At 57.1% G+C, this 22,459-nt stretch carries 18 protein-coding genes and 1 pseudogene; 8 read left to right on the top strand and 11 right to left on the bottom strand.

Annotated elements, in window-relative coordinates:
• The first annotated feature begins 76 nt into the window (after nucleotides 1-76).
• Both NA78x_RS02410 and NA78x_RS02405 read left to right on the top strand, forming a co-directional pair.
• The gene (locus NA78x_RS02410; RefSeq protein WP_425616822.1) at nucleotides 77-1,528 is read left to right on the top strand and encodes a neutral/alkaline non-lysosomal ceramidase N-terminal domain-containing protein; all 1,452 of its coding nucleotides are present in this window, start codon (nucleotides 77-79) and stop codon (nucleotides 1,526-1,528) included.
• 6 nt (nucleotides 1,529-1,534) lie between these two features.
• Nucleotides 1,535-2,713 (top strand): enolase C-terminal domain-like protein, encoded by a 1,179-nt coding sequence (locus NA78x_RS02405; RefSeq protein ID WP_425616821.1) that lies wholly within the window; start codon nucleotides 1,535-1,537, stop codon nucleotides 2,711-2,713.
• 69 nt (nucleotides 2,714-2,782) lie between these two features.
• Here NA78x_RS02405 and NA78x_RS02400 read toward each other — a convergent pair whose 3' ends face one another.
• A complete protein-coding gene (locus NA78x_RS02400; protein WP_425616820.1) occupies nucleotides 2,783-3,880 on the bottom strand; it encodes a hypothetical protein in 1,098 nt (365 codons plus the stop codon).
• 398 nt (nucleotides 3,881-4,278) lie between these two features.
• On the opposite strand from NA78x_RS02400, the gene NA78x_RS02395 reads away from it, so the two are divergent.
• The gene (locus tag NA78x_RS02395; RefSeq protein WP_425616819.1) at nucleotides 4,279-4,650 is read left to right on the top strand and encodes a rhodanese-like domain-containing protein; all 372 of its coding nucleotides are present in this window, start codon (nucleotides 4,279-4,281) and stop codon (nucleotides 4,648-4,650) included.
• A 23-nt stretch (nucleotides 4,651-4,673) separates the two neighbouring features.
• On the opposite strand, the gene NA78x_RS02390 is transcribed toward NA78x_RS02395, so the two are convergent.
• Entirely contained in the window at nucleotides 4,674-5,102 is a 429-nt protein-coding gene (locus NA78x_RS02390) for a hypothetical protein (RefSeq protein WP_425616818.1), read from the bottom strand.
• Nucleotides 5,103-5,131: 29 nt separating this feature from the next.
• Nucleotides 5,132-6,163, bottom strand: a complete 1,032-nt coding sequence (locus NA78x_RS02385; RefSeq protein ID WP_425616817.1) for a DUF1559 domain-containing protein — start codon at nucleotides 6,161-6,163, stop codon at nucleotides 5,132-5,134.
• A gap of 625 nt (nucleotides 6,164-6,788) precedes the next feature.
• On the opposite strand from NA78x_RS02385, the gene NA78x_RS02380 reads away from it, so the two are divergent.
• Both NA78x_RS02380 and NA78x_RS02375 read left to right on the top strand, forming a co-directional pair.
• Nucleotides 6,789-7,262 (top strand): GNAT family N-acetyltransferase, encoded by a 474-nt coding sequence (locus tag NA78x_RS02380; protein WP_425616816.1) that lies wholly within the window; start codon nucleotides 6,789-6,791, stop codon nucleotides 7,260-7,262.
• Between the two features lie 138 nt (nucleotides 7,263-7,400).
• Entirely contained in the window at nucleotides 7,401-9,434 is a 2,034-nt protein-coding gene (locus NA78x_RS02375) for a thioredoxin-like domain-containing protein (RefSeq protein ID WP_425616815.1), read from the top strand.
• Between the two features lie 690 nt (nucleotides 9,435-10,124).
• Here NA78x_RS02375 and NA78x_RS02370 read toward each other — a convergent pair.
• The 3 genes from NA78x_RS02370 to NA78x_RS02360 all read right to left on the bottom strand — a co-directional run bounded on the left by NA78x_RS02370 (nucleotide 10,125) and on the right by NA78x_RS02360 (nucleotide 13,200).
• Nucleotides 10,125-11,339, bottom strand: coding sequence for a nucleoside monophosphate kinase (locus NA78x_RS02370; RefSeq protein WP_425616814.1), 1,215 nt, complete (start codon nucleotides 11,337-11,339; stop codon nucleotides 10,125-10,127).
• A gap of 451 nt (nucleotides 11,340-11,790) precedes the next feature.
• On the bottom strand, nucleotides 11,791-12,606 hold the full coding sequence (locus NA78x_RS02365) for a polysaccharide pyruvyl transferase family protein (RefSeq protein WP_425616813.1): 816 nt from the start codon (nucleotides 12,604-12,606) through the stop codon (nucleotides 11,791-11,793).
• A gap of 30 nt (nucleotides 12,607-12,636) precedes the next feature.
• Entirely contained in the window at nucleotides 12,637-13,200 is a 564-nt protein-coding gene (locus NA78x_RS02360) for a hypothetical protein (RefSeq protein WP_425616812.1), read from the bottom strand.
• A gap of 394 nt (nucleotides 13,201-13,594) precedes the next feature.
• On the opposite strand from NA78x_RS02360, the gene NA78x_RS02355 reads away from it, so the two are divergent.
• A complete protein-coding gene (locus NA78x_RS02355) occupies nucleotides 13,595-14,188 on the top strand; it encodes an RNA polymerase sigma factor (protein ID WP_425616811.1) in 594 nt (197 codons plus the stop codon).
• A 1-nt stretch (nucleotide 14,189) separates the two neighbouring features.
• Complete coding sequence (locus NA78x_RS02350) at nucleotides 14,190-16,268, top strand: protein kinase domain-containing protein (protein WP_425616810.1); 2,079 nt, start codon at nucleotides 14,190-14,192, stop codon at nucleotides 16,266-16,268.
• Between the two features lie 1,213 nt (nucleotides 16,269-17,481).
• On the opposite strand, the gene NA78x_RS02345 is transcribed toward NA78x_RS02350, so the two are convergent.
• Nucleotides 17,482-18,000: a helix-turn-helix transcriptional regulator gene (locus NA78x_RS02345; protein ID WP_425616809.1), complete on the bottom strand. Its 519-nt coding sequence runs from the start codon at nucleotides 17,998-18,000 to the stop codon at nucleotides 17,482-17,484.
• 255 nt (nucleotides 18,001-18,255) lie between these two features.
• On the opposite strand from NA78x_RS02345, the gene NA78x_RS02340 reads away from it, so the two are divergent.
• Nucleotides 18,256-18,591, top strand: coding sequence for a hypothetical protein (locus NA78x_RS02340; RefSeq protein WP_425616808.1), 336 nt, complete (start codon nucleotides 18,256-18,258; stop codon nucleotides 18,589-18,591).
• Between the two features lie 65 nt (nucleotides 18,592-18,656).
• On the opposite strand, the gene NA78x_RS02335 is transcribed toward NA78x_RS02340, so the two are convergent.
• The 4 genes and pseudogenes from NA78x_RS02335 to NA78x_RS02320 form a co-directional block, all read right to left on the bottom strand.
• Nucleotides 18,657-19,187 (bottom strand): hypothetical protein, encoded by a 531-nt coding sequence (locus NA78x_RS02335; protein WP_425616807.1) that lies wholly within the window; start codon nucleotides 19,185-19,187, stop codon nucleotides 18,657-18,659.
• Between the two features lie 142 nt (nucleotides 19,188-19,329).
• Nucleotides 19,330-19,572: a HEAT repeat domain-containing protein gene (locus tag NA78x_RS02330; protein ID WP_425619491.1), complete on the bottom strand. Its 243-nt coding sequence runs from the start codon at nucleotides 19,570-19,572 to the stop codon at nucleotides 19,330-19,332.
• A 4-nt stretch (nucleotides 19,573-19,576) separates the two neighbouring features.
• Nucleotides 19,577-20,544, bottom strand: a pseudogene (locus NA78x_RS02325) (ISAzo13 family transposase).
• Nucleotides 20,532-20,822, bottom strand: coding sequence for a hypothetical protein (locus NA78x_RS02320; RefSeq protein ID WP_425613584.1), 291 nt, complete (start codon nucleotides 20,820-20,822; stop codon nucleotides 20,532-20,534). The pseudogene NA78x_RS02325 and the gene NA78x_RS02320 overlap by 13 nt, the downstream one beginning before the upstream one ends.
• Between the last annotated feature and the right edge of the window lie 1,637 nt (nucleotides 20,823-22,459).

Here is a 22,459-nt window from a genome sequence, read left to right as displayed (position 1 = left end):
ATAGTTCCGTTGCCCAAACGCCACCGCCCCCGGGGCAGGCCCGGGGGCGTTTAATAGGTGGAAGAAGAAAGACTTCATGCAGCACGAAACTCCGCAGTCAGTTTGTCGGTTCGGTGTCGCCCACGGAGACATCACCCCGCCCGTCGGCATCTATCACCGCATGTGGGGCGCGGCTACGCACGACCAGGCCGTGGGGGTGCATCGTCCGCTGGTAGCTTCGACGGCGATCTTTCAGTGCGAGAGTGACACGACTGGCGATTGCCGCGTGCTCATCACCCTCGATCATTGCCTATTGGGCGAGGCGGAGATGGAGTTGCTGAAGTCGACCATTGCCGAGATCTCAGGAGTGCGGCAAGCGCAGTTGATGGTGACGTTCACACACACCCACGGCGCGGGGCTGATGAGCCTCGATCGGGCGAATTTGCCCGGCGGAGATTTGATCGCCCCGTACCTGCGTGAGGTGGCCCAGCGCTGTGGTCACCTCGTTGCCCAAGCTCAACAGCAACTGGCCGAAGCGATCATCACCTATGGACACGGCCGCTGCTCACTCGCGGCGAATCGCGATTTCTTCGATACCGAGCGTCAGCAGTATGTCTGCGGCTTCAATCCGGGAGCACCTGCCGATGACACCGTGGTTGTGGCCCGCGTGACGAACACTGCAGGGCAAGTACTGGCCACGTTCATCAACTACGCTTGTCATCCCACGACGCTCGCCTGGGAAAATCAACTCATCAGCCCAGACTTCATCGGCGCGCTTCGAGAAACGGTCGAGCAAGCCACCAGCAACGCTCCTTGTATCTTTTTGCAAGGTGCCTCGGCCGAGTTGGGCCCGCGCGAAGGCTTTGTCGGCGATGTGGCGGTGGCCGATCGCAATGGCAGACAACTGGCCTATGCCGCGCTCGAAGTGCTGACCGCGCTGCCCCCCGCCGGCACAAGCTACGTGTACCAAGGTCCGACCATTTCGGGCGCGACGCTGGGCACCTGGAAAGATTTGCCTTGGACTTCTGCGCGACGCACGCAAGCGAGTGCTCTGAGGTGGCAAGCGACGAAGCTCGACTTGGCTTATCGCCAGGATCGTCCGAGTCGTGACGAAGTCGAAGCCAAACTGGAACAACTTCAGCAGCGAGAACTCGAAGCCCTCGCCGCTGGCGAGCAAGCTGAAGCACGCGATGTTCACGCACTCATCGAGCGACAAACGCGCATGCTGCGACGACTGGATGAATTGCCGCCCGATGCGTATCCCTACCAGATTCAAGCGTGGCGCATGGGCGATGCCATTTGGCTCGGAGTGCGCGGCGAGTTGTATAGCGGGCTGCAGACGTCGCTGCGCACCAAGTTCCCACGGACGCCGCTGGTCGTGATGACGCTCGTCGATGGCTGGGGGCCGTCGTATATTGTGCCGCAAGAGAAGTACGGTCTCGGCCTCTATCAAGAGTCCGTAGCCGTCCTCGCACCCGGCACGTTCGAACAAGTTGTCTCCGCGGCCACGCAACTGATTACCGAATTGCTCACTCACCAGCCAAGCTAACTCACCATGAAGATCACGCGCATTGAGCCTCTCGTTTGTCACGCCCGCATGCGGAACTGGATCTTCGTAAAGGTCCACACCGATCAGCCCGGGCTGTTTGGCTGGGGCGAAGCGACGCTCGAGTGGCACACGCGGGGCGTGGTCGGCGCGCTCGAAGATCTCTCGCAACTGGTGGTCGGCGAAGACCCCACGCGCATCGAGCACTTGTGGCAGATGATGCACCGGCAACACTTCTGGCATGGCAACGGCATCGTTCGTTCCACCGCCATCGCCGGCATCGATATCGCCCTCTGGGATATCCTCGGCAAGGTCGCGAACATGCCCTGCAGCAAGCTCTGGGGCGGTCCGGTGCGAGATCATGTTCGCACGTACTGCCACTTGGGCGGCGGGCGCATGGAAGACTTTTACGAGACGGCCGTCGACAACGCCAAGCGCTTCGCCGAGTTGGCTCAGCAGGCCGTCGCTGATGGCTACACCGCCTTCAAGAGCATGGCAGTCCCTTCGACCTTACCGCTCGAAGGGATGAAACCCATCCGCGCGGCGGAAGCAGCGGTGCGGGCTATGCGCGAGGCCGTGGGTGAAGAGATCGACATCATGGTCGATTGTCACGCGCGACCTTCGCCGGCGATGGGGCTGCAATTCGGTAAAGCCCTGGAGCCCTATCACTTGTACTTCTTCGAAGAACCTTGCTGGCCCGAGAGTATCGAAGGGCTGGCGATGATCAATCGCGAACTGGTCACGCCCGTCGCGACCGGCGAGCGGATGACACATCTGGCTCAATTTCGAGATCTGTTTGCCGCGCGAGGCTGCGAAGTTTGCCAGCTCGATATCACGCACTGCGGCGGCCTATCCGAAGCTCGGCGCATTGCGGCGCTCGCCGAAGCACATCGCATTTCACTCGCGCCGCACAATCCACAGGGGCCGGTGAGTACCGCCGCGTCACTCGAGTTTGGCTTCGCTCAGCCCAGTTACATCATTTGCGAAACGGTCTGCAACGATGTCCCCTGGCGTAGCGACGTCGTGCAAGAAGGCTTCACTACCGATCCGCGCGGGCGCATCGTGCGTCCCAATCAGCGTCCCGGGCTTGGCATCGAAATCAACGAAGCCGAAGTGCGCAAGCACCCCTTCGAACAAGAGGTGCTGCAACGCGTCTTTCTCAGCGACGGCAGCGTCGGCGATTGGTAGCAACCAGGCCCGTTGGGCCAGGCTACATTGTGGCTGCACCTTCGGTGCGGAACGACAAACACCGCGCCATTACGGCGTGAAGACCTTCGACTTCACGACGCCACGAAGTTGGTTGCCGGCTTCTTGCGTGAGGCGAGCTTTATCGCGGCCACCGCTGATGAGGCCCGCTTTGCGCACGCGGGTGTTGGCAATGGTGATATCGTCGACTGATGCGCCGGTGTCGAGATACATCCGCTCGAAGATCGAATCGCGAATATCCACGGTATCGACACCGCCGCCGAGCGTCGCCCGCAGGGTGCCGGCTTGCACATTGTCGATGTCGACGTCGGTCGCGCCACCACCGGTCTTTTGAATTTTCAGTTCGCCGCCGATTTGGCTATCGATCAAGTCGAACGTCAGTGCGCTGGACAGATCCTGCACAAACAGGCCGCCGCGGGCATGCAGGTTCGCGGCATTGAAAATGTCGACACCACCCCCGAGCAGCACAGTCGACTTTTTGCCGACGGTAACCGGGAAGGTTTGCACCGGGTTGTTGTTTTGGGTGAAGGTCGTGGGGAAGCGGATCGTATCGTTGCCATCGCTGGCATTGTTGATCGGGTTGTTCACGTCGGCGTGAATGATCAAGTCGCGGGCGACCTTCGTGTTCGTGATGTCGAGCGTGTCGTTGCCAAAGCCCAGCTTGATGGCCATGGTGGTGCCAACTTCAAACTTGTTGGCGATAGGAGCAGCACCGCCGGCAGCATTGCCGTTGCGGCCAATGCTGACCGTGTCGTTGCCGTTCCCCATTTGAATATCGACAAAGCCAGCAACCGTAAAGTTCGTCGAAGCGGCAGCGCCGAAGACGAGGTTGTCGTTGCCGTTATTCGCCAGCACGCGAATGCCCTTGGTGACATTCGTGAAGGTTTGCACATTCGCAGGAACCGAAGTATCGAGGCCGTTGATCGTCGTCGCGCTGCCACCTTGCGCAGTGCCGGTGACGGTGTAGCTGTTCGTTGCCAGCGTGTAGTCGACGGTGATGCCGTTGTCGGCCGTGTCGCCTGTGATGTTCAACACACCACCGGTGACGGCTGCCGTAACATTGCCAGCCATGAGCGAGCGGTCTTCCAACTTCTCGACCGACAACCGCTGAAAACCACGACCACTCGGATGCTTGCGCGCGTGACGCATACAGACCTTTCTGCTGACCGCTCGGACCATTGACGCTTCCCCTTCCACCAAAACTGGCGGACTGGTGAAACTTTGTCAATCGTGACGACACAGTTCGTTGTAGATGGGATTTGCATCGGCAGCAACGAAACGGAATCTTCGGCCCGAGCGTGGGGTTTGGGAGGTTTTTTCCGATTTTGCTGGCTGTAGCGTCAAATCGACCTGCCAGCAGTCTGCTGCGATGCACGAACCATGTCCGACTGGTAATACGCGGCAACCAGGCAGACTGTTCTGGCACCCGGCCAAGAATCCCAACAGCTTGCGAATGGGCAGAAGGAGTTTTCTAATAGCTGGCAAGCAACATCAAGTTGTCGCTTGAACTTCCTCGTTCATCTCCTACTGCTAGCTGGAGCCACCCTGTGCCTCATCCGCCCCGTTTCGAACAACTGGCTGCCGACGCCAAGACCCGCATTCGCGAAGTGTCCGCCGCCGATGCCTACCAGCAGCAACAAGCGGGCGCACTACTCATCGACACACGGGAAGAATCGGAGTTCGCTCAGGAGCATGCCATTGGTTCGATTCACCTCAGCAAAGGCGTCATTGAACTGAAAATTGAACCGACCGCGCCGGACACTGCGACGCCGATCATTTGCTATTGCGGCGGCGGATATCGCTCGGCCATCGCGGTCGATAACCTGCAAAAAATGGGCTACACCAACGTCCAATCACTGGCCGGCGGCTTCAAGGCCTGGAAGGCCGCAAACCTGCCCATTGAACCTGGCAGCAAGTAGGAAGTGTCAGCGCCGATCCCTCACTACTCCAAATTCAGGTCGAGCTTCTTGTCGGTCTTCTCGATGGTCAGTTCGTGCTTGGACTTGCCGTGGCCGTACTTTTTCACGAGCGCCCGATAGTCGCTTTCGACTTCCGGCGGAACTTCCATTTTCGATCCCACGGCTGCGACTGGGTCGTCGCAGTAGACCTTCACCTTCCCTTTAAAGACCCCCGGCGTCGAGCCAATCATCATCACAAAGCGGCCGCTGTCATCCGACATTCCCATGCTGGTCGATTTGGCCGTCAGATCGTCCGGCTCAAAGCTGATCTGCACTCGTGGGATCGGCTTCCCCTTATAACGGAGTGTTCCCTCGATCTCACACAGGCGCTCATCTCCGGGCTGACAACCGACCAACAACAACAGCAGGCTGCAGAGACCGACCATGCACAGGCTGCGCGCAAACTGCATCATAGGGAGCAAAATCCGAGAGAGGTGAAAACTTACTGAGGCAGCGTCACGGCTTCACCACCGGCACGCGTATAGGTCGCATACCAGACGTTTTGCGAAATCGTATCCGGGACAAACCGCACGCTCCCATCACAGAGCGAAGCCATGATTCCCCCAGGATGAAAGCCCCAAGTTGCCCGCCCGGTGGTACCCCAAGCCTGCATCAAAACGGGCGACGTATTGGGTGGCATCTGCCGACTCGTTGACTGGCTTGCCATGGCCAGACCCTGCGATTGATGGTTGACCCACACAAACGGGTTCGTCGGATACCAGGCGTACTTGGTCCCGGGAGTGCGGGCGATTTCCTTAAAGGTACTGGCCTGTTCCAAGTGCATGAACGTGTTGCTGGTGCCGTCGGTGATCTCGCCCATCCGCACTCGGCTGTTCTTGTGACCAATGCCATCGCTGGTCGTCGCCCGTTCGGGACAGCATTGCGACATTTCCACTCCACCGCCCGCGTTCACCGCATAATTCTTGTATTCGGTCCTGGTTCCCTTCGCGGCAGGCGGGGTCGACGGGCAAGAGAAGATCTTGGGCATGCTGCTGCAGGGCAGCACGTTCATCGGCCCGTGCGTGGTCTCGGGACCAAAGGTGTTGAACCACACATCGGCTCGTTCGCTCACATACGGTCGGCGCGACATATCAAAGGTTCGCTCCAGGCTCCCGCTTTCCATGAAGGGAAGGATGCCCACAGGCCAGCCCCACATGCCGTCGTAGTAGCCGCCATCGCCACCGCCGGGACCGCCAGCGTTGGTAGCACCCACTGCCCAAGCATCGGCACCCAGCGCACCGGCGGGAAAGTTCAGCAGCGTATCGTGATAGTTGTGATACGCGAGCCCCAACTGCCGCAGATGATTGGTGCATTGCGTCCGGCGAGCAGCCTCGCGGGCCGATTGCACCGCCGGCAACAGCAGCGCCACCAAAACTCCAATAATGGCGATCACTACTAGCAACTCGACGAGCGTAAAGCCACGAGAAAGTGGCGGTGCAGCCATACGAGCGCGCGATGAACGGGAGAGGTTCATAAGCGGTAAATCCTAAACGTTGGTCGTTACAAGAATCTCGCCAGCGAATTATCAATCGGCACCCGTGGATGCTATCTCTGACTCCCGCAGGGTGTCAAACAGGAAATCACAGAATGCCGGTTTTTTCTTCCGCCAGTTGGCCTATTCAAGGGATGACCGATCGTGTCATCAACCTGGCAGGGTCTTCTCGCCAGCCAACCAAAATGTCCAACAACGAGCTCCCTTTTGATAACTTTTTTGCGCCATTTTTTCACTCCTCACAATCACACTTAAACTGTACTGCTGCAAGACCTTCCGAGATCAAAAAAGTGGTTATCGGCCGTCCCAGTGATAACCGTTTGATAACCATTTTGGACCCCAGTTTTTGGACACGCTCGCATTTCCTGCGCGTCGAAATTGGTTGCCATTCACTGCCGCTAGCATTGTCCCCAAATCGCCAACTTTCGCGCAGCGATTCGGTCCGCCACTTCGCGAGATGTCACCCCGACATTTGCGCGAAGTGCTGATCTTTTGTCAATCGTATCTTAGTAATTTTTTACAGTACTACTGGTGACATTTTGTCGCCTGCCTCTTCGCCAGTTCCTCATCGTAGTAATCTTGCTCCGCAAGATTTACATTCAGCGGCATGGACATTGCAATCCGCCCCTACCGCCCCGACGATCTGGAAACGCTCCGCCAGCTAACCACCAGTGCCTTCGTAGGTGTTTCGCTCGAGCAGAACGTCGAGGCAACTCTAGGCATCTTGAACGGCCACGACTGGCAATGGCGCAAGGCTCGGCATGTCGACGAAGACGTCCGAGCCAACGCAGCGGGCATTTTTGTTGCTGAGAGAACCATAGAGGTCGTTGGCTATATCTCCACCGTCATCGACAGGGAGTCCGGCAAAGGGCGAATTCCGAACCTGGTGGTCGCGGAAAGCCTGCGCGGCCAGGGGCTCGGTCGCAGGCTCATCGAACATGCCCTCGACTACTTCCGCCGCGAAGGTCTCGCCTATGCCATGATCGAAACCATGGCCCAAAACGAGATCGGCGACCATCTCTACCGCGCTTGTGGCTTTGTCGAAGTGGCTCGCCAGATTCACTTTGCCCGCCAGTTGTAGCCTCGTTTTCGGAGAAAATCGTAAGAGTGTTGCTGGCCGGCTGTATAGAATAATTGACAAGACTCCCCTCCCCCCAGCCCGTACGATTCGGCCATGTCGCCTCGGCCGTGTCGCCAAAGTCCCTCCCGAGAGTCAGCGATGCAAACCCTCCTGCCAGCACTCCGCGTCTCGTTGTCCCTCGTTTTGATTGGCCTGCTGGCCGCCGCGCCCGTCACAGCTCAAGAACTAGAACTGCTTCCCACGCGCGTGACCGCGCCGTCCCTGCAGGGTGGCGAATGGGTCAATACGCCGGGGCAGCTCGACCTGCAGGATCTGCGTGGCAAGTTTGTAATCCTCGATTTCTGGACTTACTGCTGCATCAACTGCATGCACATCCTCCCCGAGCTGAAAAAGCTCGAACACGAGTTCCCCAAGAACCTGGTCGTCATCGGCGTACACTCTGCCAAGTTTCAGACCGAGCGCGACGCCAAAAATGTCGCCGAAGCCATCGACCGTTACGAAATCGAACACCCGGTCATCAACGATCCGCAACATGCCCTGTGGCAAAAGTATGCCGTCGATACCTGGCCTTCTTTGCGGGTGATCGATCCCGAGGGAAAGCTCGTCGCCGTCTACAAGGGTGAGTTCTCGGCCGAGATGGTCTCGCGCTTCCTGCGGACGGCCATTCCCGCCTATCGCCGCAAGCGAGTCCTCGACGAAACGCCGCTCAACTTCGATGTCGCGCGGCCAGTCAAGCCAAACCTGCCGCTCCTCTACCCGGGCAAGGTTCTGGCCGATGCTGCCAGCGACCGCCTGTTTGTCGCCGATAGTGGCCACAACCGCATTATCGTTTCCAAACTCAATGGTGACTTGCTGGACGTGATTGGTTCGGGAGTCGAAGGTCGCACCGATGGCACCTACGAGCAGGCCACGTTCAATCATCCGCAGGGGATGGCCTTGCAGGGAGACATGCTGTTTGTGGCCGATACCGAGAACCACATGCTCCGCAAAGTCGACCTGAAGAATCGCAAGGTGACCACCCTCGCCGGCAACGGTGAGCAAGGGAAGATTCCCATCTTTCGCGCTTCGAGTGCGCCGCGCCTAGTGAAGCTGGCCAGCCCTTGGGATTTGTGGTTGCAAGGCGATGACCTGTACATTGCGATGGCCGGCATCCATCAAATCTGGCGCATGTCGCTCGATACCCAAACGATCGTCCCCTTCGCCGGCAATGCCGCCGAAGACATCATCGACGGACCACTCCTGCCGCGCACGGCATTTCAGCCTGGCTTCTCGGCCTTTGCTCAGCCCAGTGGCTTGGCCTCCGACGGACAAGTGCTGTTCGTGGCCGATAGCGAAGGCAGCTCGATTCGCGCGGTGCCGATCAAGGGTGTGAAAGAAGTGGCCACGGTCCTGGGCACATCGCGTTTGCCGACGGGGCGGCTCTTCACCTTTGGCGATCGCGACGGCGCGGTCAACCAGGCGCTGCTGCAACATCCGCTCGGTGTGGCCTATCGCGAAGGTCAGCTGTTCATCGCCGATACCTACAACAGCAAGATCAAAGAACTTGACCTAAAAACGGGAGTCGTCCGCACCGTGCCGAGCGCGGGGGGCACCGACAGCAAATCGCTCGACGAACCGGGCGGCCTCAGCCTGGGTGGCGACAAGCTCTTCGTCGCCGACACCAACAATCACGGCGTCCGCGTTATCGACCTCGCGGGCAGCAGCGTGATCGAGCTGAAAATCAAAGGGCTCGAGCCACCCGTTCCCGTGAAAGTCGCCGCCGCTCCGTTAGTCGCTGTGCGACCTCGCCCCTTTGAGGCTGCCGTGCTGAAGCCGACCGGCGACAGCGTGAAGGTGACGGTGAGCCTGCTCCTGCCGACCGACTACAAGCTGAATCCCGGCGCACCCGTCCGCTACTATCTGCACGCCACCGACGACCAAACCCTGGTGGCTACCTCGGCCGTCAACAAATGGCTCGATGCCGAGCAAGGGCTTTCGCAGCTCGAACTTGACGTCCCGCTGCAATCGAAAACCGCCAGCGGACCGCTCACCCTCTCGCTGGCCTTCTACTACTGCCGCACCGGCGCCGAAGGCATCTGCAAAGCGGGCGAAGTCAGCTGGACCGGCAAAATCACCCTCGACCCCGACGCCCCCAAGACCCAACTCGACCTCAAGCACATCGTGCCCCGCTAACCTTCCCGCGTGCGATAGGCTTCCGGCCTGTCGCCCCCCTGAGTCCTCGTCCCCGAGAAAAATCCGTTCACAATCTCGTCGGTTTGTGAACACTCACACGCGCCGTTCCCGAGAGTTACGCCCCCTGCCGTTCACAAACCCCACCCTGTTTGTGAACGGCCCTGTTTGAAGTGGGGCGCGTGCTTCACCCAGCCGAATATCTCCACCTGCAATTTACGATGGCGCGAGCAATCGCATCTGGCGGATCATCACCTCATTGAACAGGTTCTTCCAGTGGTTGGAACCCCAAGATGTCGAGGGTCTGCGTGCGGTGGTGGTGCTGGCTTGCTGGCGCTTTTCCACAGCGAGTCGTCGCGCGGCGTTCGAGAAGGCGACTTTCAGGGCCCCAAGCACTTAGGCGGTTCAGCCTCTGAACTCCTGATCCCCGACCTCTGACTTCCGACCTTCCGTCCGGCTAGTGCAAAAGCCAATGAACCCCCGGGGCAGGCCCGGGGGCGGTGAGTCATGATGATCGCTGACTGCCGACCTCTGACCTGAAACTTTGAACCTCAAACCTTAAACGGCTTCCCCCGCCCCAGTTCCCAGTCCCCAGCCCCGCCCCTACCCCGGTGTCATGCCGTCGTTGACGCAGAGGGTTCGCCCGAAGCAATGATGCACAGAGTCGAAGGGCAAAGTGTATCTTCCGACTTTTCATTGCCCGCGGCGGATCTCGGACGCCTGATAGCGAATCTCGAAGCGATAAACTCGCTTGACCCGGCAGGTAATTTCCCACGTTTCCGGGTTGATCCGCTCGGGCACATCCACGCGATGGATGTCGACCATCGCGTGAAAGCCTCGTTCCGAAAAGACGTCGATCATCATGCGTAGCGCTAGGGGGTCGTCGAACAACTCGTCTTCGCTGTTAATCTGCGTGTGGCCAGAAATCGCGTGGGTCCGGATGATCGGAATCATCTTGTCCTCAATGAATCGCAGGACATTTTGGAACAAGGGTCTTTGGTTCTGTTCGTATTGTTCCAAACGTTCGACGAGCTCTTGCCGGGCGTGTAGCGCCAGTTGAGCTGCCTCTGGAATTCCTCGAATCAGGTCGAATAATTCGTGGCTCAGGTCGAGAGAGCTTTGGTAAGTGAACTCGCGGGCGATGTTCTGCTGCACATCGTCGAGATTGCCTTCGGCGTCGATGAAGTGAAAGTGGAAGAATTTTCGCAGCGACTGCAGAGCGTCGAACGTCGTGTCTTTGAACGTTTGGTAGCGATTGCGACACAATTCGGGATCGACATCGGTCACTCGCTCTTCCTTGAGCTCACCTACGCCAGACTCGCGGACCAGACGATTATGCTGCTGGATCTCATGGCCGCGCCTCAGCTGCCGCTCGACGCTGATCTCTTCACTGACAAACAACAGCGCGATGCGGAACATCGGCTTTCGAAAATACCGGGACAGCGGCGAGTTGCGAAAGTCGTCGTGCAGCTTCAAGAGCGCGTTGAAGAACAGCTTCAATGTCTCAGCCTGAACGATCGTCCGGGGAAAGCCGTCAACGATCACACCGTCTTGATAGACGGGTTGCAGCAACTGCTCCAACAACAGGCCGATCACTTCACGATCGCCAACCATCTTGCCAGCGTTTTTGATCGCAACTGCCTGCGGTGTCGTCAGCAGGTCGCTGACGACGATCGGCGGCTCGGAAATGTCGCGTGTCGCGGCGATGAACGGCGTGTTGGTGCCTTTGCCGGAGCCGGGCGCGCCCCCCAGCCAAATGAAGTCGCGCGGAAAGCGGAGGTTTTCACGACCGTGCTTTTCAACAAGAGCGTCCCACACCGCCGAAAAAATCAGCTGCGCGTCTTTGATCTCAAGGTCGCCGGGAGTCCTTGTTGGAGCGTCTGATACGGCGCGGCTAAAATTCGTCATGGCATCAAAAGCCGACAAAGAAGGAATGAGCGGGAAACCGGTGACCCAGGGGCCGTCATTATTCGGTGACGGCTGCCGCTCGTCGACCCCTCTCATCTCAAGTGTGCGAATTGGTTCAGATTGAACTCGTGAAGCGGTTCATCCAGACGTTGCGACAAGAATGCTTGAGCCGTTTCATCGTGTTCGGCGAGCGGCACCTGAATCGTCTCTGCTTGGTGTTCGACTACTCCCGATAGCTGGACCTAGAGCTCTACCTGTCGCATCCGATCGAGAAGGATCGCAGGCCCCCCGCCGAACGAACTAACCTTCACTGGCCAGCACTACGACGACCGACGTTCAGATTCGCTGAGTCAGCTGTAGTTGCACTCCAGGTGCTGGTCGGGACGCAGATACGAACCGGGAGCGCGGGGGAATCGAAACGGTTGTTTTCAGATTTGTTTTTTCCGTGCAATCACACGAGCATCTGCGAACGGCTATAGGGAAAGACCGACAACAAGTCGTCCTGCAGGCGAGTCACATCCGTATGGCGATCGCTTTGCATTGAAGCGAGCAAGCTGTCGAGGCTCGTCGACAGCTGCAACTGCTGAGGTACGGGCGGTGCGCACTGGAACGCAGAAAAATAGTCGAGATACTTAAACATCGGCATTCCAACTTGGTCTTCCTTGCCGGTCTCGAGTCGCAACCAACAGTTGGGAATGCCGAGTGCGTCTGCAGTAACTAGACCGTGCAAGGAACTGGCAGCAATCGCTTCACACGAAGCCGCTCGATCAATTGTCTCTCGAATTCCGCCGCAGGGATCGATTAGCAGGATGTCCGAAGATGAGTCGGCGAGTGCCTGAATCTGAGCATTCCGCACTTCACTCCAATGGGGCCAGATTCCGATCTTGAATTTAGGTCTTCCGACTGACCGACGAAGGTGGCCGCAAAGCAAGCCTGGGTCGCCAACGAACGTTTCGCGAGTTCCAAAGCCGCCGAGTGTGTTTAGCGTTAACTCGCCCCGCACACTCAAAATGTTAGCCCTGGGAAACGGCATCGTCACCTTGCCAAACATCCGACCAGCGCCCCAAATGTGCCCTTGAAAGTTCAGCCAGGATTCTTGAGGCCAGAACCAAGGTTCTAGGACACTGCCGATCGCCAAGATGTCGGCTCGTTCGATCGTTGAATAGGCCACCTCTTGACCGGTTAGCGCCTGGACCAATGCGGGCGCAAGTTTGTCGCCAAAATTGCCTTTGCCACCGCCACCTTGCCACCAATACATTTTGATCATCGATTTGCCTCCGCCTTGCGAATCGAGTTGCTAAATGGGGACGAGAGAACTCGCTTCGGCACTCCCTGCTTCCAAATCCGCTCGCTCTGAATCCCCAGCGTTTTCATCTCGCTTGGAGCCGAGGTAGTAGGTGAACGTGCCAAAGCGTTTCGTTTCGCAGCCAGCTTCTTCCCAGCTGAAGCAATGCGATCCGATATGCCCAAGTCGAAACGAAGTGTCGGCCATAATCTTGATTCCGCAGCGTCGAGCTCGCTCGCTGAAGGCAAAATCCTCAGCGAGATACCAGCTTCCCCATGACTCTTCCTGAATTAGTGGCTGAAAGTAGGGTGTCATCGGCCGCTTCCAGCGTGTGTTGCACGTGGGTAGCCGTAGCTTTTGCTGAATTGTTTGGTAGGCGGACCGTCGTACATGCAGAAAGCCCGTTGCGGCATAGCGAATCTCCGTCAGCCCTCCGCCTCGTCCGAACGTCAGCTTCGAGGTGCCTGGCAAGACGTGGATCGTCAGTTCCCGCTTGCTTTTCTTCGGATAGACGCCGCAAGTGATGGGAAGACCGTGGGATCTCAACCGTTCAACCGAATTCGGTTCAAAAGACATGTCAGAGTCGATCCACATCGTCTCCTCAAAGCCCTTTGCCAATGCGTCGGTCGCTAACTGGTTTCGCCCTTGGTCGATGGCGGAGTAGCCACGAACTCTCCAGACCGGGTAACCACGCCGCTCGAGTTCGTGCAGCGATGCTTCGCAACTGGGCTCTATGTATGATCCAACCGGCACTAAGATCACACATTGCTGGTTGGACCTGTTCATTGGGTTTTCCGCCAACTTTTATCCGTTTCACCAAAACAGGGTGACAATAGTTGTCACGTCGCGTAGGTTACTCAGTTAATAAGTCGCAATCCGAGACTGGAAACGGGCGGTGACTTCCAAAAAATGCGCGAATAATCAGTGCAATTGCGTTTTTGACACGGCCAAGGTAGATGGTGCCGCCCCCATGGAAGGATTTGAGAATCGTTCTGTATCCGAGACCGCGAAGGAGTTTGCAGCCCTCCTCCAGAAAGTTCAGGCTGGGTCTCAGGAAGCCGCCTGGCAAATCGTGCAGCTGTATGGAGCGGATGTCCACCGAATCGTGCGCCGCACGCTCAACCGGCGCCTGCGATCCAAGTTTGACTCCATGGACTTTGTCCAAATCGTGTGGGCGTCGTTCTTCCGCACTCCGCATAAATTGCAGGACATGCAAAGCCCCGACCAAGTTTTGGCCTACTTGGTCACCGTGGCAAAATTCAAAGTTATCTCGGAAGTGCGCCGGCGATTGCAGTCGGACAAGTACAACGTCAATCGCGAGGCAATCCAGGCAGACCAGCATCAAACACTCGGCACACTTGTTTCGAATGCGCCGACGGCCAGTGCAATTGCGATTGCCAAAGAAAAGTGGCAACAAATCTTGGCTGGCGAGCCAGAACAGGTGAAGCAGATTGTTGAGCTACGAATGAAGGGAGTTACGTTCACTGCGATCGCTGCAGAACTCAAGATCCACGAGCGGACTGCTCGTAAGACAGTTCAGCGATTGTTGCGGCAAGCGAACTAGCATGAGTACTGCAAGTTTTTTTCGGTCACAGGTGGACACGATCGTCGAAAAATGGCGAGCGGGCGAGCCTCCCAACGCATTGCATGTGCTCGGTGAACAGCCTGAATTGATGAACCACCGTTCGCTCGCCATCGATCTCGCCTACGAAGAATTCTGCCTTCGGGAAGAGAAGGGAGAAGCGATTGATCCGGAGCGGTTTGGTGCGAGATTCAAGGGCCTCAGCCATTCGCTCACACGAGTCCTGGCCATTCATCGCATGATTCACGAGATGGTTCCCGGCGTCGAGATCAAGGATCCTGATTGGCCCAAACTAGGCGAACAATGGCTTGATTGGGAGCTACTCGACGAAATCGGTCGCGGTGCTTTCTCGCGAGTGTATTTGGCCAAAGAACGGTCACTCGGTGACCGGGAAGTCGTTGTCAAGTGTTCTCGTTTCGGAGCCAGCGAAGCATTTGTGCTGGGGAAATCTGCGCATCGCAACGTGATGCCCATTCATTCCATTCGCAAAGATGACGAACGCGCGTTGGTCGGAATCTGCATGCCTTTGCTGGGGCGCGTGACGCTCGCGCAAGTGTTGGATCGTATCGCGGCAACTCGACCGGAGAACATTACCGCGGATATTTTCTCGCCGGAAATCGCCGAGGAATCAGTTGGAGTTCCGAAGGTTGTAACAAAGCCTCGCGAATCATACGTGATTGCCGCAGCGAGAATCGTTGAGGAGACCGCGCTGGGGCTGGCTGCCGCTCACGAACTGAAAATCTTGCACGGGGATATCAAGCCATCGAACATCCTGCTTGGTTTTGATGGTCATCCGCTGTTGCTGGATTTCAATCTCTCCAGCAACGGCGATGTCACAGAGTCTCCCCTCGGCGGAACTCCGCCCTACATGGCTCCCGAGCGTCTGTGCCTGTTAGGACTGGAAGGCCTTTCTCAGGACGCCGAACGGACTCACGATGTCGATTTTCGCAGCGACGTGTTCTCCTTGGGTGTGGTTCTGCATGAGTTGGTGTTCGGAACGCCACCGTTTGCGCTCGCGGCCGAGCAGTTTGATGACCCAACTTATGAACGAGTTGAGAGTTTACGTTCAGCCGGCCAGATTGATGTTGCAGGGAAACCGGTACCGAAAGACCTGATATCCATCGTCAAGCGATGTATCGAGGTTGAACCTGACCGCCGCTTCGCAACGGTCTCGGCAGTTGCTGATGAGCTGGCAAGATTTGTGAAGCGATCAACGGCTAAGCAACGGCGTCAAAGGCTTGTTAACCAAGCATTTGTGTTGCTCGTCATTATTGCAGTGTCGGGAGCTGCCTTATTTGGCATCCATCGCTGGATCAATCCGCCGCGCAATCCGGCGCAACGACTGTTGCTGACCGCGATCCAAGATTTCAAGGAAAACGATTTTATTAGTGGCTCCAAGCGCCTTCTTCTGCTTCGGCGGACGCATCCCCGAAAAACGATCAACGCCTGGCTCGGATACTGCAACGAGATGTCGGGCCATACGGATATCGCGTGGTACAACTTTGAGCGCGCTGGCCCTGAGGAAGATCCCACCGGAGAATTGTACTTCCACATGGGTAAATGCAGCCTCAACTTGAATAACCCAGAAAGAGCTGCCACTGAATTTACGAAAGCTCTCAACTGCAACCCTTATTTCGGTGAGGCCTATCGAGCCCGATCACTGGCCATCGTGCGCGCTGCTATGAAAAAGAATCATCCGATCCCGCTGGATGCGCTAGATGACATTGAAGCGGCGTGTTCGCTTTTGCCACCGGATGTTTACTTGGCTCTCGACGCTGCAAAGTTTTACGCCGCGCGCTTGCGAACGGAGAAACAGGAATCCCTCGAGAGAACGATTCAGCACATTGAAAACGCGAAGCGACTTGGCGCGACGCGTAAGCAATTTGAAGATGCAGTCATCTTTAGGTACTTTCCCGCACTCCAGCCCCACTTGCCGCAAGCGAATACGAGGCCTGCGCCGCCCCCTCCCTCAGAAATCCCACGCCCCCTACCGAGATCCTTTGCGTTGGAAACTCTAGTTGAAGGCCTGGAAGATCTGCCAGGAGTCGCCACTTATCGCTGACTGGGGAACTGTCGTTCGTCATTAATTCCTGATTCTGCAGCCCGCTTTCTTGGGCTGATTGCGATTCGTGCATAGGCGGCGGAATCTCCGCACCTAACTTCCCCGCGCTTCTTTCCGCGTGCTGGGTTCAAATTCTTCCGCGCGAGCGCCGCCAGGAGCGACCCGTGAATCCGTTTCTGTCTGCGCTTGCGCGCTATCTTCAAGGCTGGTCGAGTCGGCCCCATCCACTGTATCGAAAGCCTCGAATTGAGCCTGTCGAGGCTCGTCAGATGCTGGCGACCATTTCCTTCGTGGAAACGGTCATGTCCCAAGAACTCGCTGGCTCCTCGCAAGTTGCAAGCATCGAGTACAGCACCACATTGGAGATTGGTGCATCTCCTACACCCGCAGCGGGCATCGGAGTCGGTTGGGGCCAAGTTCCTGGCTCCGCGTCAGGTTTCGTGCCTGACAGTGTCTTGGATTCCTCAGACCAGATTGCCTGGGGCGAAGGTAACGCTCTTAGTTCCCCAACTCTGTACTCGGGCTATCACCAGATGTCCGCCTCGGGATCGGGAGGGGGCGGGTCTGAAGGTAGCTCCAGCGGTTCTAGCTTCGGTAGTCTCGAAGAAATTGGTTCTGGAAGTGGTGGTACCAGTGGCTCCGAGAATGGCTTCGACGATTCATCGGGAAGTGGATCGGGAGGAGCAAGTGGCTCAGGCGGTTCCTCCGGCAGTGGGACCGGCGAATCGTCGGGTTCTGATAGCGGAAATTCGTCCGGATCCGGGTCAGGGGAGTCGTCCGGATCCGGGGAAACATCCGGTTCGGGATCAGGCGGATCTTCAGGTTCCGGCGGAGGCAGCGGCTCCGGTTGCGGCTCCGGTTGCGGCTCCGGTTGCGGCTCTGGGAGCGGCTCGAATGAAACGCCAGAGATTGTCGGCTTCGGAGTGGAATACATTAATGCGGAATACGTGTTCTCAGGAAGCGTCGTCGACGACACGAACCCTGCGGGACTTACTGTCACGTTTGGCGGACTCCTCAACGGTCATTCCTGCACGGTAGGTGCTGACGGTGCCTTTTCATTCTCCTTTGGATTGACCTCGCCATCTGGAGCGGTGACTTCCATTTTCCAAGACGCCGATGGCCTGTTGTCGAACGAGGGGCTAGTGTTCTTTTAATCTCCCACAGTCAGAGTTTGGGCCGCCTTTGCTTAAGCAGGATTGCAACGGCGGCAGAATCATTCCAGGTTTGTACTCGTCCTTTCCAGGCACAACGCCAGAAAGTGATCGAGCTTCGCTGAGTCGCCTGCGATTCCAGCGCTCTTGCCTGTTAGTAGGGAAAGCTCTTTGATCAAAGCCTGAACCCTATTTCGAACTCGGCCAGGCACGGCCGACATCAACTTTGCGATCGCCATTGTTGCTGCGCGTTGCAACAAGTCGACCTTTGCCAGTTCTGGGCTGTTGTGCAACATCGCCAAGGCCAACAATTCCAGGACTTCGAGGTCGGGGCACTTCAGCAGGGCACTATTCGTGAGCTTGTACCCGCCACACGTGCCATCCGTGAAAACGGGAATACCCGAATCGCGCAAGATCTGAATGTCGCGAAAAATGGTACGACGAGAGACCTGAAAGTGCCCTGCGATTTGAGAACATGACCATCCCTGGCAACTTTGCAGGATCCAGAGGAGCTGCAAGAGCCTGCGAACTCGACTTCCCGGCTGAACGGTAACTTCAGTCGTCAACAATCGCGATGGCATCGTTCGTCCCCGGCTATATCTGCATGATGAAGCTCTCCGCAGATGCTGAATCGCAAACTATCGCTAAAACCGGGCCGCTGAGTTTCTGAAAACTCTTCCAAAAGGCGGTTTGCAGAAATTACAGTGACATTCGATGTCACCACTGATATTCGTAAGCCTTATTGAGCAAAAGGGTTGACCATAGTTTGTGACGTGTCTACGCTAAAAACCTTGGGAAAAATCTTGCGGTCAATAGCTGGTGGTGGAGAACAAACGATGGCAAAAAAGCGTTCTGGCTTGAATAAGTCGCTGGTGATCCGCAACTACAAGGAGGCTTCTCCAACCGCCTCGCCCAAGGAAATCGTCGAAGCGCTCGGTAAGCAAGGTGTCGCCGTATCATCACAATTTGTGAGCACGGTCCTGTCGAACGCGAAAAAGAAGGGTGGGGTAGTTGGCAGACCAGGTCGCAAAAGTACGAACGATGCTGCCAAATTTACCAGTGGTTCTGGCCAAATTGATCACTTGATTCAAGCAAAGAAGTTGGTGGACAAACTCGGAGGGATTGATGCAGCCAAGTCGGCGATCAATTCCTTGGCACTCATTCTGGGCTGATTGGTCAACGATCTGAAAAACCACCAATTACTCAGGTGGGATCGATCAATGCCTGACCAATCCGTTCAGTCGCCCCTGACAATTTGCGTGTTGAAAGCTCGCTTGGGATCTCGCCCCCGATGAGTCGAGGGGGAGAGGCCCTTGGCTTTTGCGGCAACATCCTCTGGGGCATCGTACACAAGGACGATTGTGATTCGCTCCCCTTGCTTGATGTCCCGGTTCGGGCGGAAGTACCAGCATTCGCCCTCGGTGGCGAGACTTGGCCGAACATCTTTCACTCGGTAAATTCCCGGGGCATGGTAGAGCAGCAACTCGCCCTTGCTGATGGCTTGCTGCGCATTCGCGAACAACACTGTGTCGCTAACTGACTCCCAGTAGTCTGTACCCGTCGGATCGGCTACGCGTTCGAATTCCGCGAACACTGTCCGCTCCATCGCCACAAGGCGTTTGTCGAGTGTCGCCAACTCGAACTGCAGCTTAGCTCGCCGCACACTCAGGTCGAACAACTCCTGACGCCCCGACGGGCTGGGTGGTTCTGCAAGAGTCGGGCCGGCAACCACAACGAACAACACAGCCATCAAAAGCAAATATCTCATGACATCTCCTTCTGCGCGCATGAGAGACTCGTGCGCGGCGGAACAAACCATTCTTCTCTGGTCCGGCACGGCGTGAACCGTCATGCAGTTTAGCTGAGCCAGCCGCTCTTGCGCTCGGAGCGGGGATCGGATGTGTACGTTTCTACGGCGAGCGTTTTTCGATCTTGGCAATTGAATCGTTCAGTAGGAACAGCATGTACCATGCGGCTTGGCCCTCGCGGAGATCTTCTCGCTTGGCCTCGTACTTTTCAACATATCTATGGATTTCCGCAAGCATTTGTTGGTTGCCCACTGTGCCCAATGCTTGCGCTGCCGCATGACGGACAGTGTGAACGGGATCGTCCAGCATACTGAGAACGGCAGCGGCCTGATCATCGGCTTTCAGCTTGCTAAGAACCCAGCGCGAAATAACTTCGGCTTTTGATCATAGCGGGTTGAAGGCGGGCGCTGTGTAGTTGAGTTGGGGCAGGAAAGCTATTGAAGCGAATGGGATTGTGATCGAGGAAGGCTTGGCTGGCTTTGATTCCCTTCTGATACATCCGGCGGGCAACTTCCGCGACGACATGCAGTCCGTGCGTCGTGTGAGTGCGTGCGATAAAGTTCCGCGCAACTTGAATGGTCTTGAGCACCACGGCCTTGATCGCGCGCGAGACGTGACAGAAGAGGCGATGCTCAATGGGATTGTATTTCGAACAGCCCGGCGGGTAGTGAGCCACCTGCACGTCGCAGCGCAGATCATGGGCCAGGTGGCATAGCGTTTCCTTGAAGCGATGCTGGCGACACCCGTTGCTGCCGCCGCAGTCGCACAGCAACAACAGTCGCGGCGCGTACCAGTAATGTTCCCGACCCATTCGCTCCCACCACCGACGGATCGCATCGCAAGCGAGTTCGCTGGTGTCGGCGCCGCGGGCCAAGTACATGAACGCTTCGTTGCGGCGAGTGTCGTACACGCCGTAAGGAACGAGTCGTTGCTCGGCAGTCACGAAGTCGTGATCTTGCACGACCACGCGGCCATCGGTGATCGCTCGGCCCGGATGAAAGAAATCGCCGAGAATTTCCTTCTTTTCGTGTCGATGCTCAGCACCGGCCAATCGTTCCGCTCGTACTTGGCGCGGAGCTTGGCAATGAATTGAAACTGCTCGTCGCGATGTTCAAACTCACACGCCGCTTCGTCCTTGTACGCCTGTCGCCGCGAGAGACCAAGCTCGTCGAACAAGATTCGCCGCAACGCATCGGGACCAATCTCAAAGCCCTGCTCTTGCAACTCCTCCGCCAATTCAGGAACCGAGCGGTTCGTCCAGCGAATGTTTTCGTCGACGGGCGAACCGGCCGTGTCGCGCTCGATCAGGGCTTCCACTGCAGGAATGATTTCCGGTTGCGCAATGCTAGCTGGCTTTCGGCCTCCCCTTTTTTGCGAACGCGTCCCGCAGCTTCGTCCTCCGGCAGCTGCTCGATGTCCTCCGCGCCGTGGCGAATCGTGTCGGGATCGCAACCAAACAAATCGGCGATGTACTGCACACCGCCATGCCCGAGCTTCACCGCTTCGACCGCCGCGTAGCGTCGCCGATCCTTCTCGGATAACGCCCCATACACCTTCACCATCTGCCGCTCGACCGTTGCCCGATAAACCTTCATCGTTGAGCCCTCCTGTGACTGACTCCATGCCCCCCTTCAGATTATCATGCGACAGTACCAAAGGAAGTTATTTCGCGTTTGGCCTTAACTGATGATGGCGACGTCCCGTACGACTCTATCACGTCCGTACCCACTCTGGTGGGTACTACGTATGGGCACACGACCGGTACCGATCATGCCGTCGAATTTGACCATGATGGAGACAATGTCGCTGACGGGATGGCTCCAATTCAGGAAGACGGCAAGTTAGTCTACGAACCTGCCGGTCTCGATGTGGGCCCACAAACCATCAGGGTTCGCACCGTGGTTCGCGACCCGATCTACGATCGAATGGTGTACAGCGAATGGGGAACGTCAACCGTTTCATTTACGATGACCACCGGTCCGCGAGCCACCGTTGAAGACTTTGTCCCCACGAGCATTCTAGGCACGCCCGATCCAATTCCAATTACGAACTATGCCATGTTCGAAGGGCAAATTGCGGGCGTGAGTGAAGTTGGCTATCTCACGATACAGTTTGACCACGGAGTAAACGGCTCGGTTGATGGAAGTGTAACTGCTGATGCCACCGGGGCCTTCCGCTACCACCCCATCAGTCTAACCGGAGGCACGCAAACGATTGCGGCCCGCACTGTTCAGTACGATCCCCTATTGGAAGAGATGGCTTATGGTGAATGGGCTGAATTGGAGTTTACCTACGACGCCCTGGTAAATACGGCTCCCGTGGTGGACGAACTCGCCGTGCTCAGTGACACCGGAACACCCGCTGACAGCGAAACTGCCAATGCAACGGTGTTTGGCAGTGTGCTGAACGAATCGGCGTTGGGGAATCTCCTGATTGAGTTCGACCACGATGGCGATGACATTGTCGATGGTGTGTCTCTCTCGGACTCTGCGGGGAACTTTCAATACTTGCCCACCGGGTTGGCCCACGGTAATGTGACGCTCCGCGCTCGCGCCGCCGAATGGGACTCGAACACCAGCAGTTATCTGCGAGGGTCTTGGCTACCCCTTAGCTTTCTCTACGAAGCTCAAGCCAATCAGGCCCCCGTGCTGGTCGAATTGGATTTGGGGGATCCACTTCATGATTCCGATCCAACGCGGCATTCATTCAGTGGCCGAGTCACGAACGAAGGAGCTCTAAAAGGACTAGCCGTTGAGTTTGACTTGAACAATGACGGTACTGTCGATCAATCAGCGACAACTGACGCAGCGGGGAGATTCTCGCTACAGCCCAACGGCCTGACGTTCGGAACTGTCAGCATCAAGGTTCGTACCCGCGAAATAGATTCCGTCACCCGGCAGGCGCTGGTTTCCAACTGGTCGACTCAATTATTGGATTATGTGCAAATTGTTCCTGATCGCGCTCAGGTGACGACTCTGGAACTGCTCAACGATACGGGATGGCCTAACGACAATTACACATCGGATCCCCGGCTCAAAGGCGTGTTGAGCGGCCTGGGCTCTAGCCAATTGGTCGTTGTTCAATTCGATCACAACAATGATGACGCTCCCGATGGGCAGGTTGTCGTTGGCAGCAACTTGCAGTTCACCTACTCGTCCACTGCAATCGCGAATGGAGCGCAGTTGGTGCGAGCGCGCACGAAGGACTTCGATCACAACGGTGTAGCCGTCTT

Source organism: Anatilimnocola aquadivae (assembly GCF_049819085.1).
GTDB lineage: Bacteria > Planctomycetota > Planctomycetia > Pirellulales > Pirellulaceae > Anatilimnocola.
Note: the sequence above shows the minus strand (reverse complement) of the source record. Positions and strands in the feature narration are given on the sequence as shown.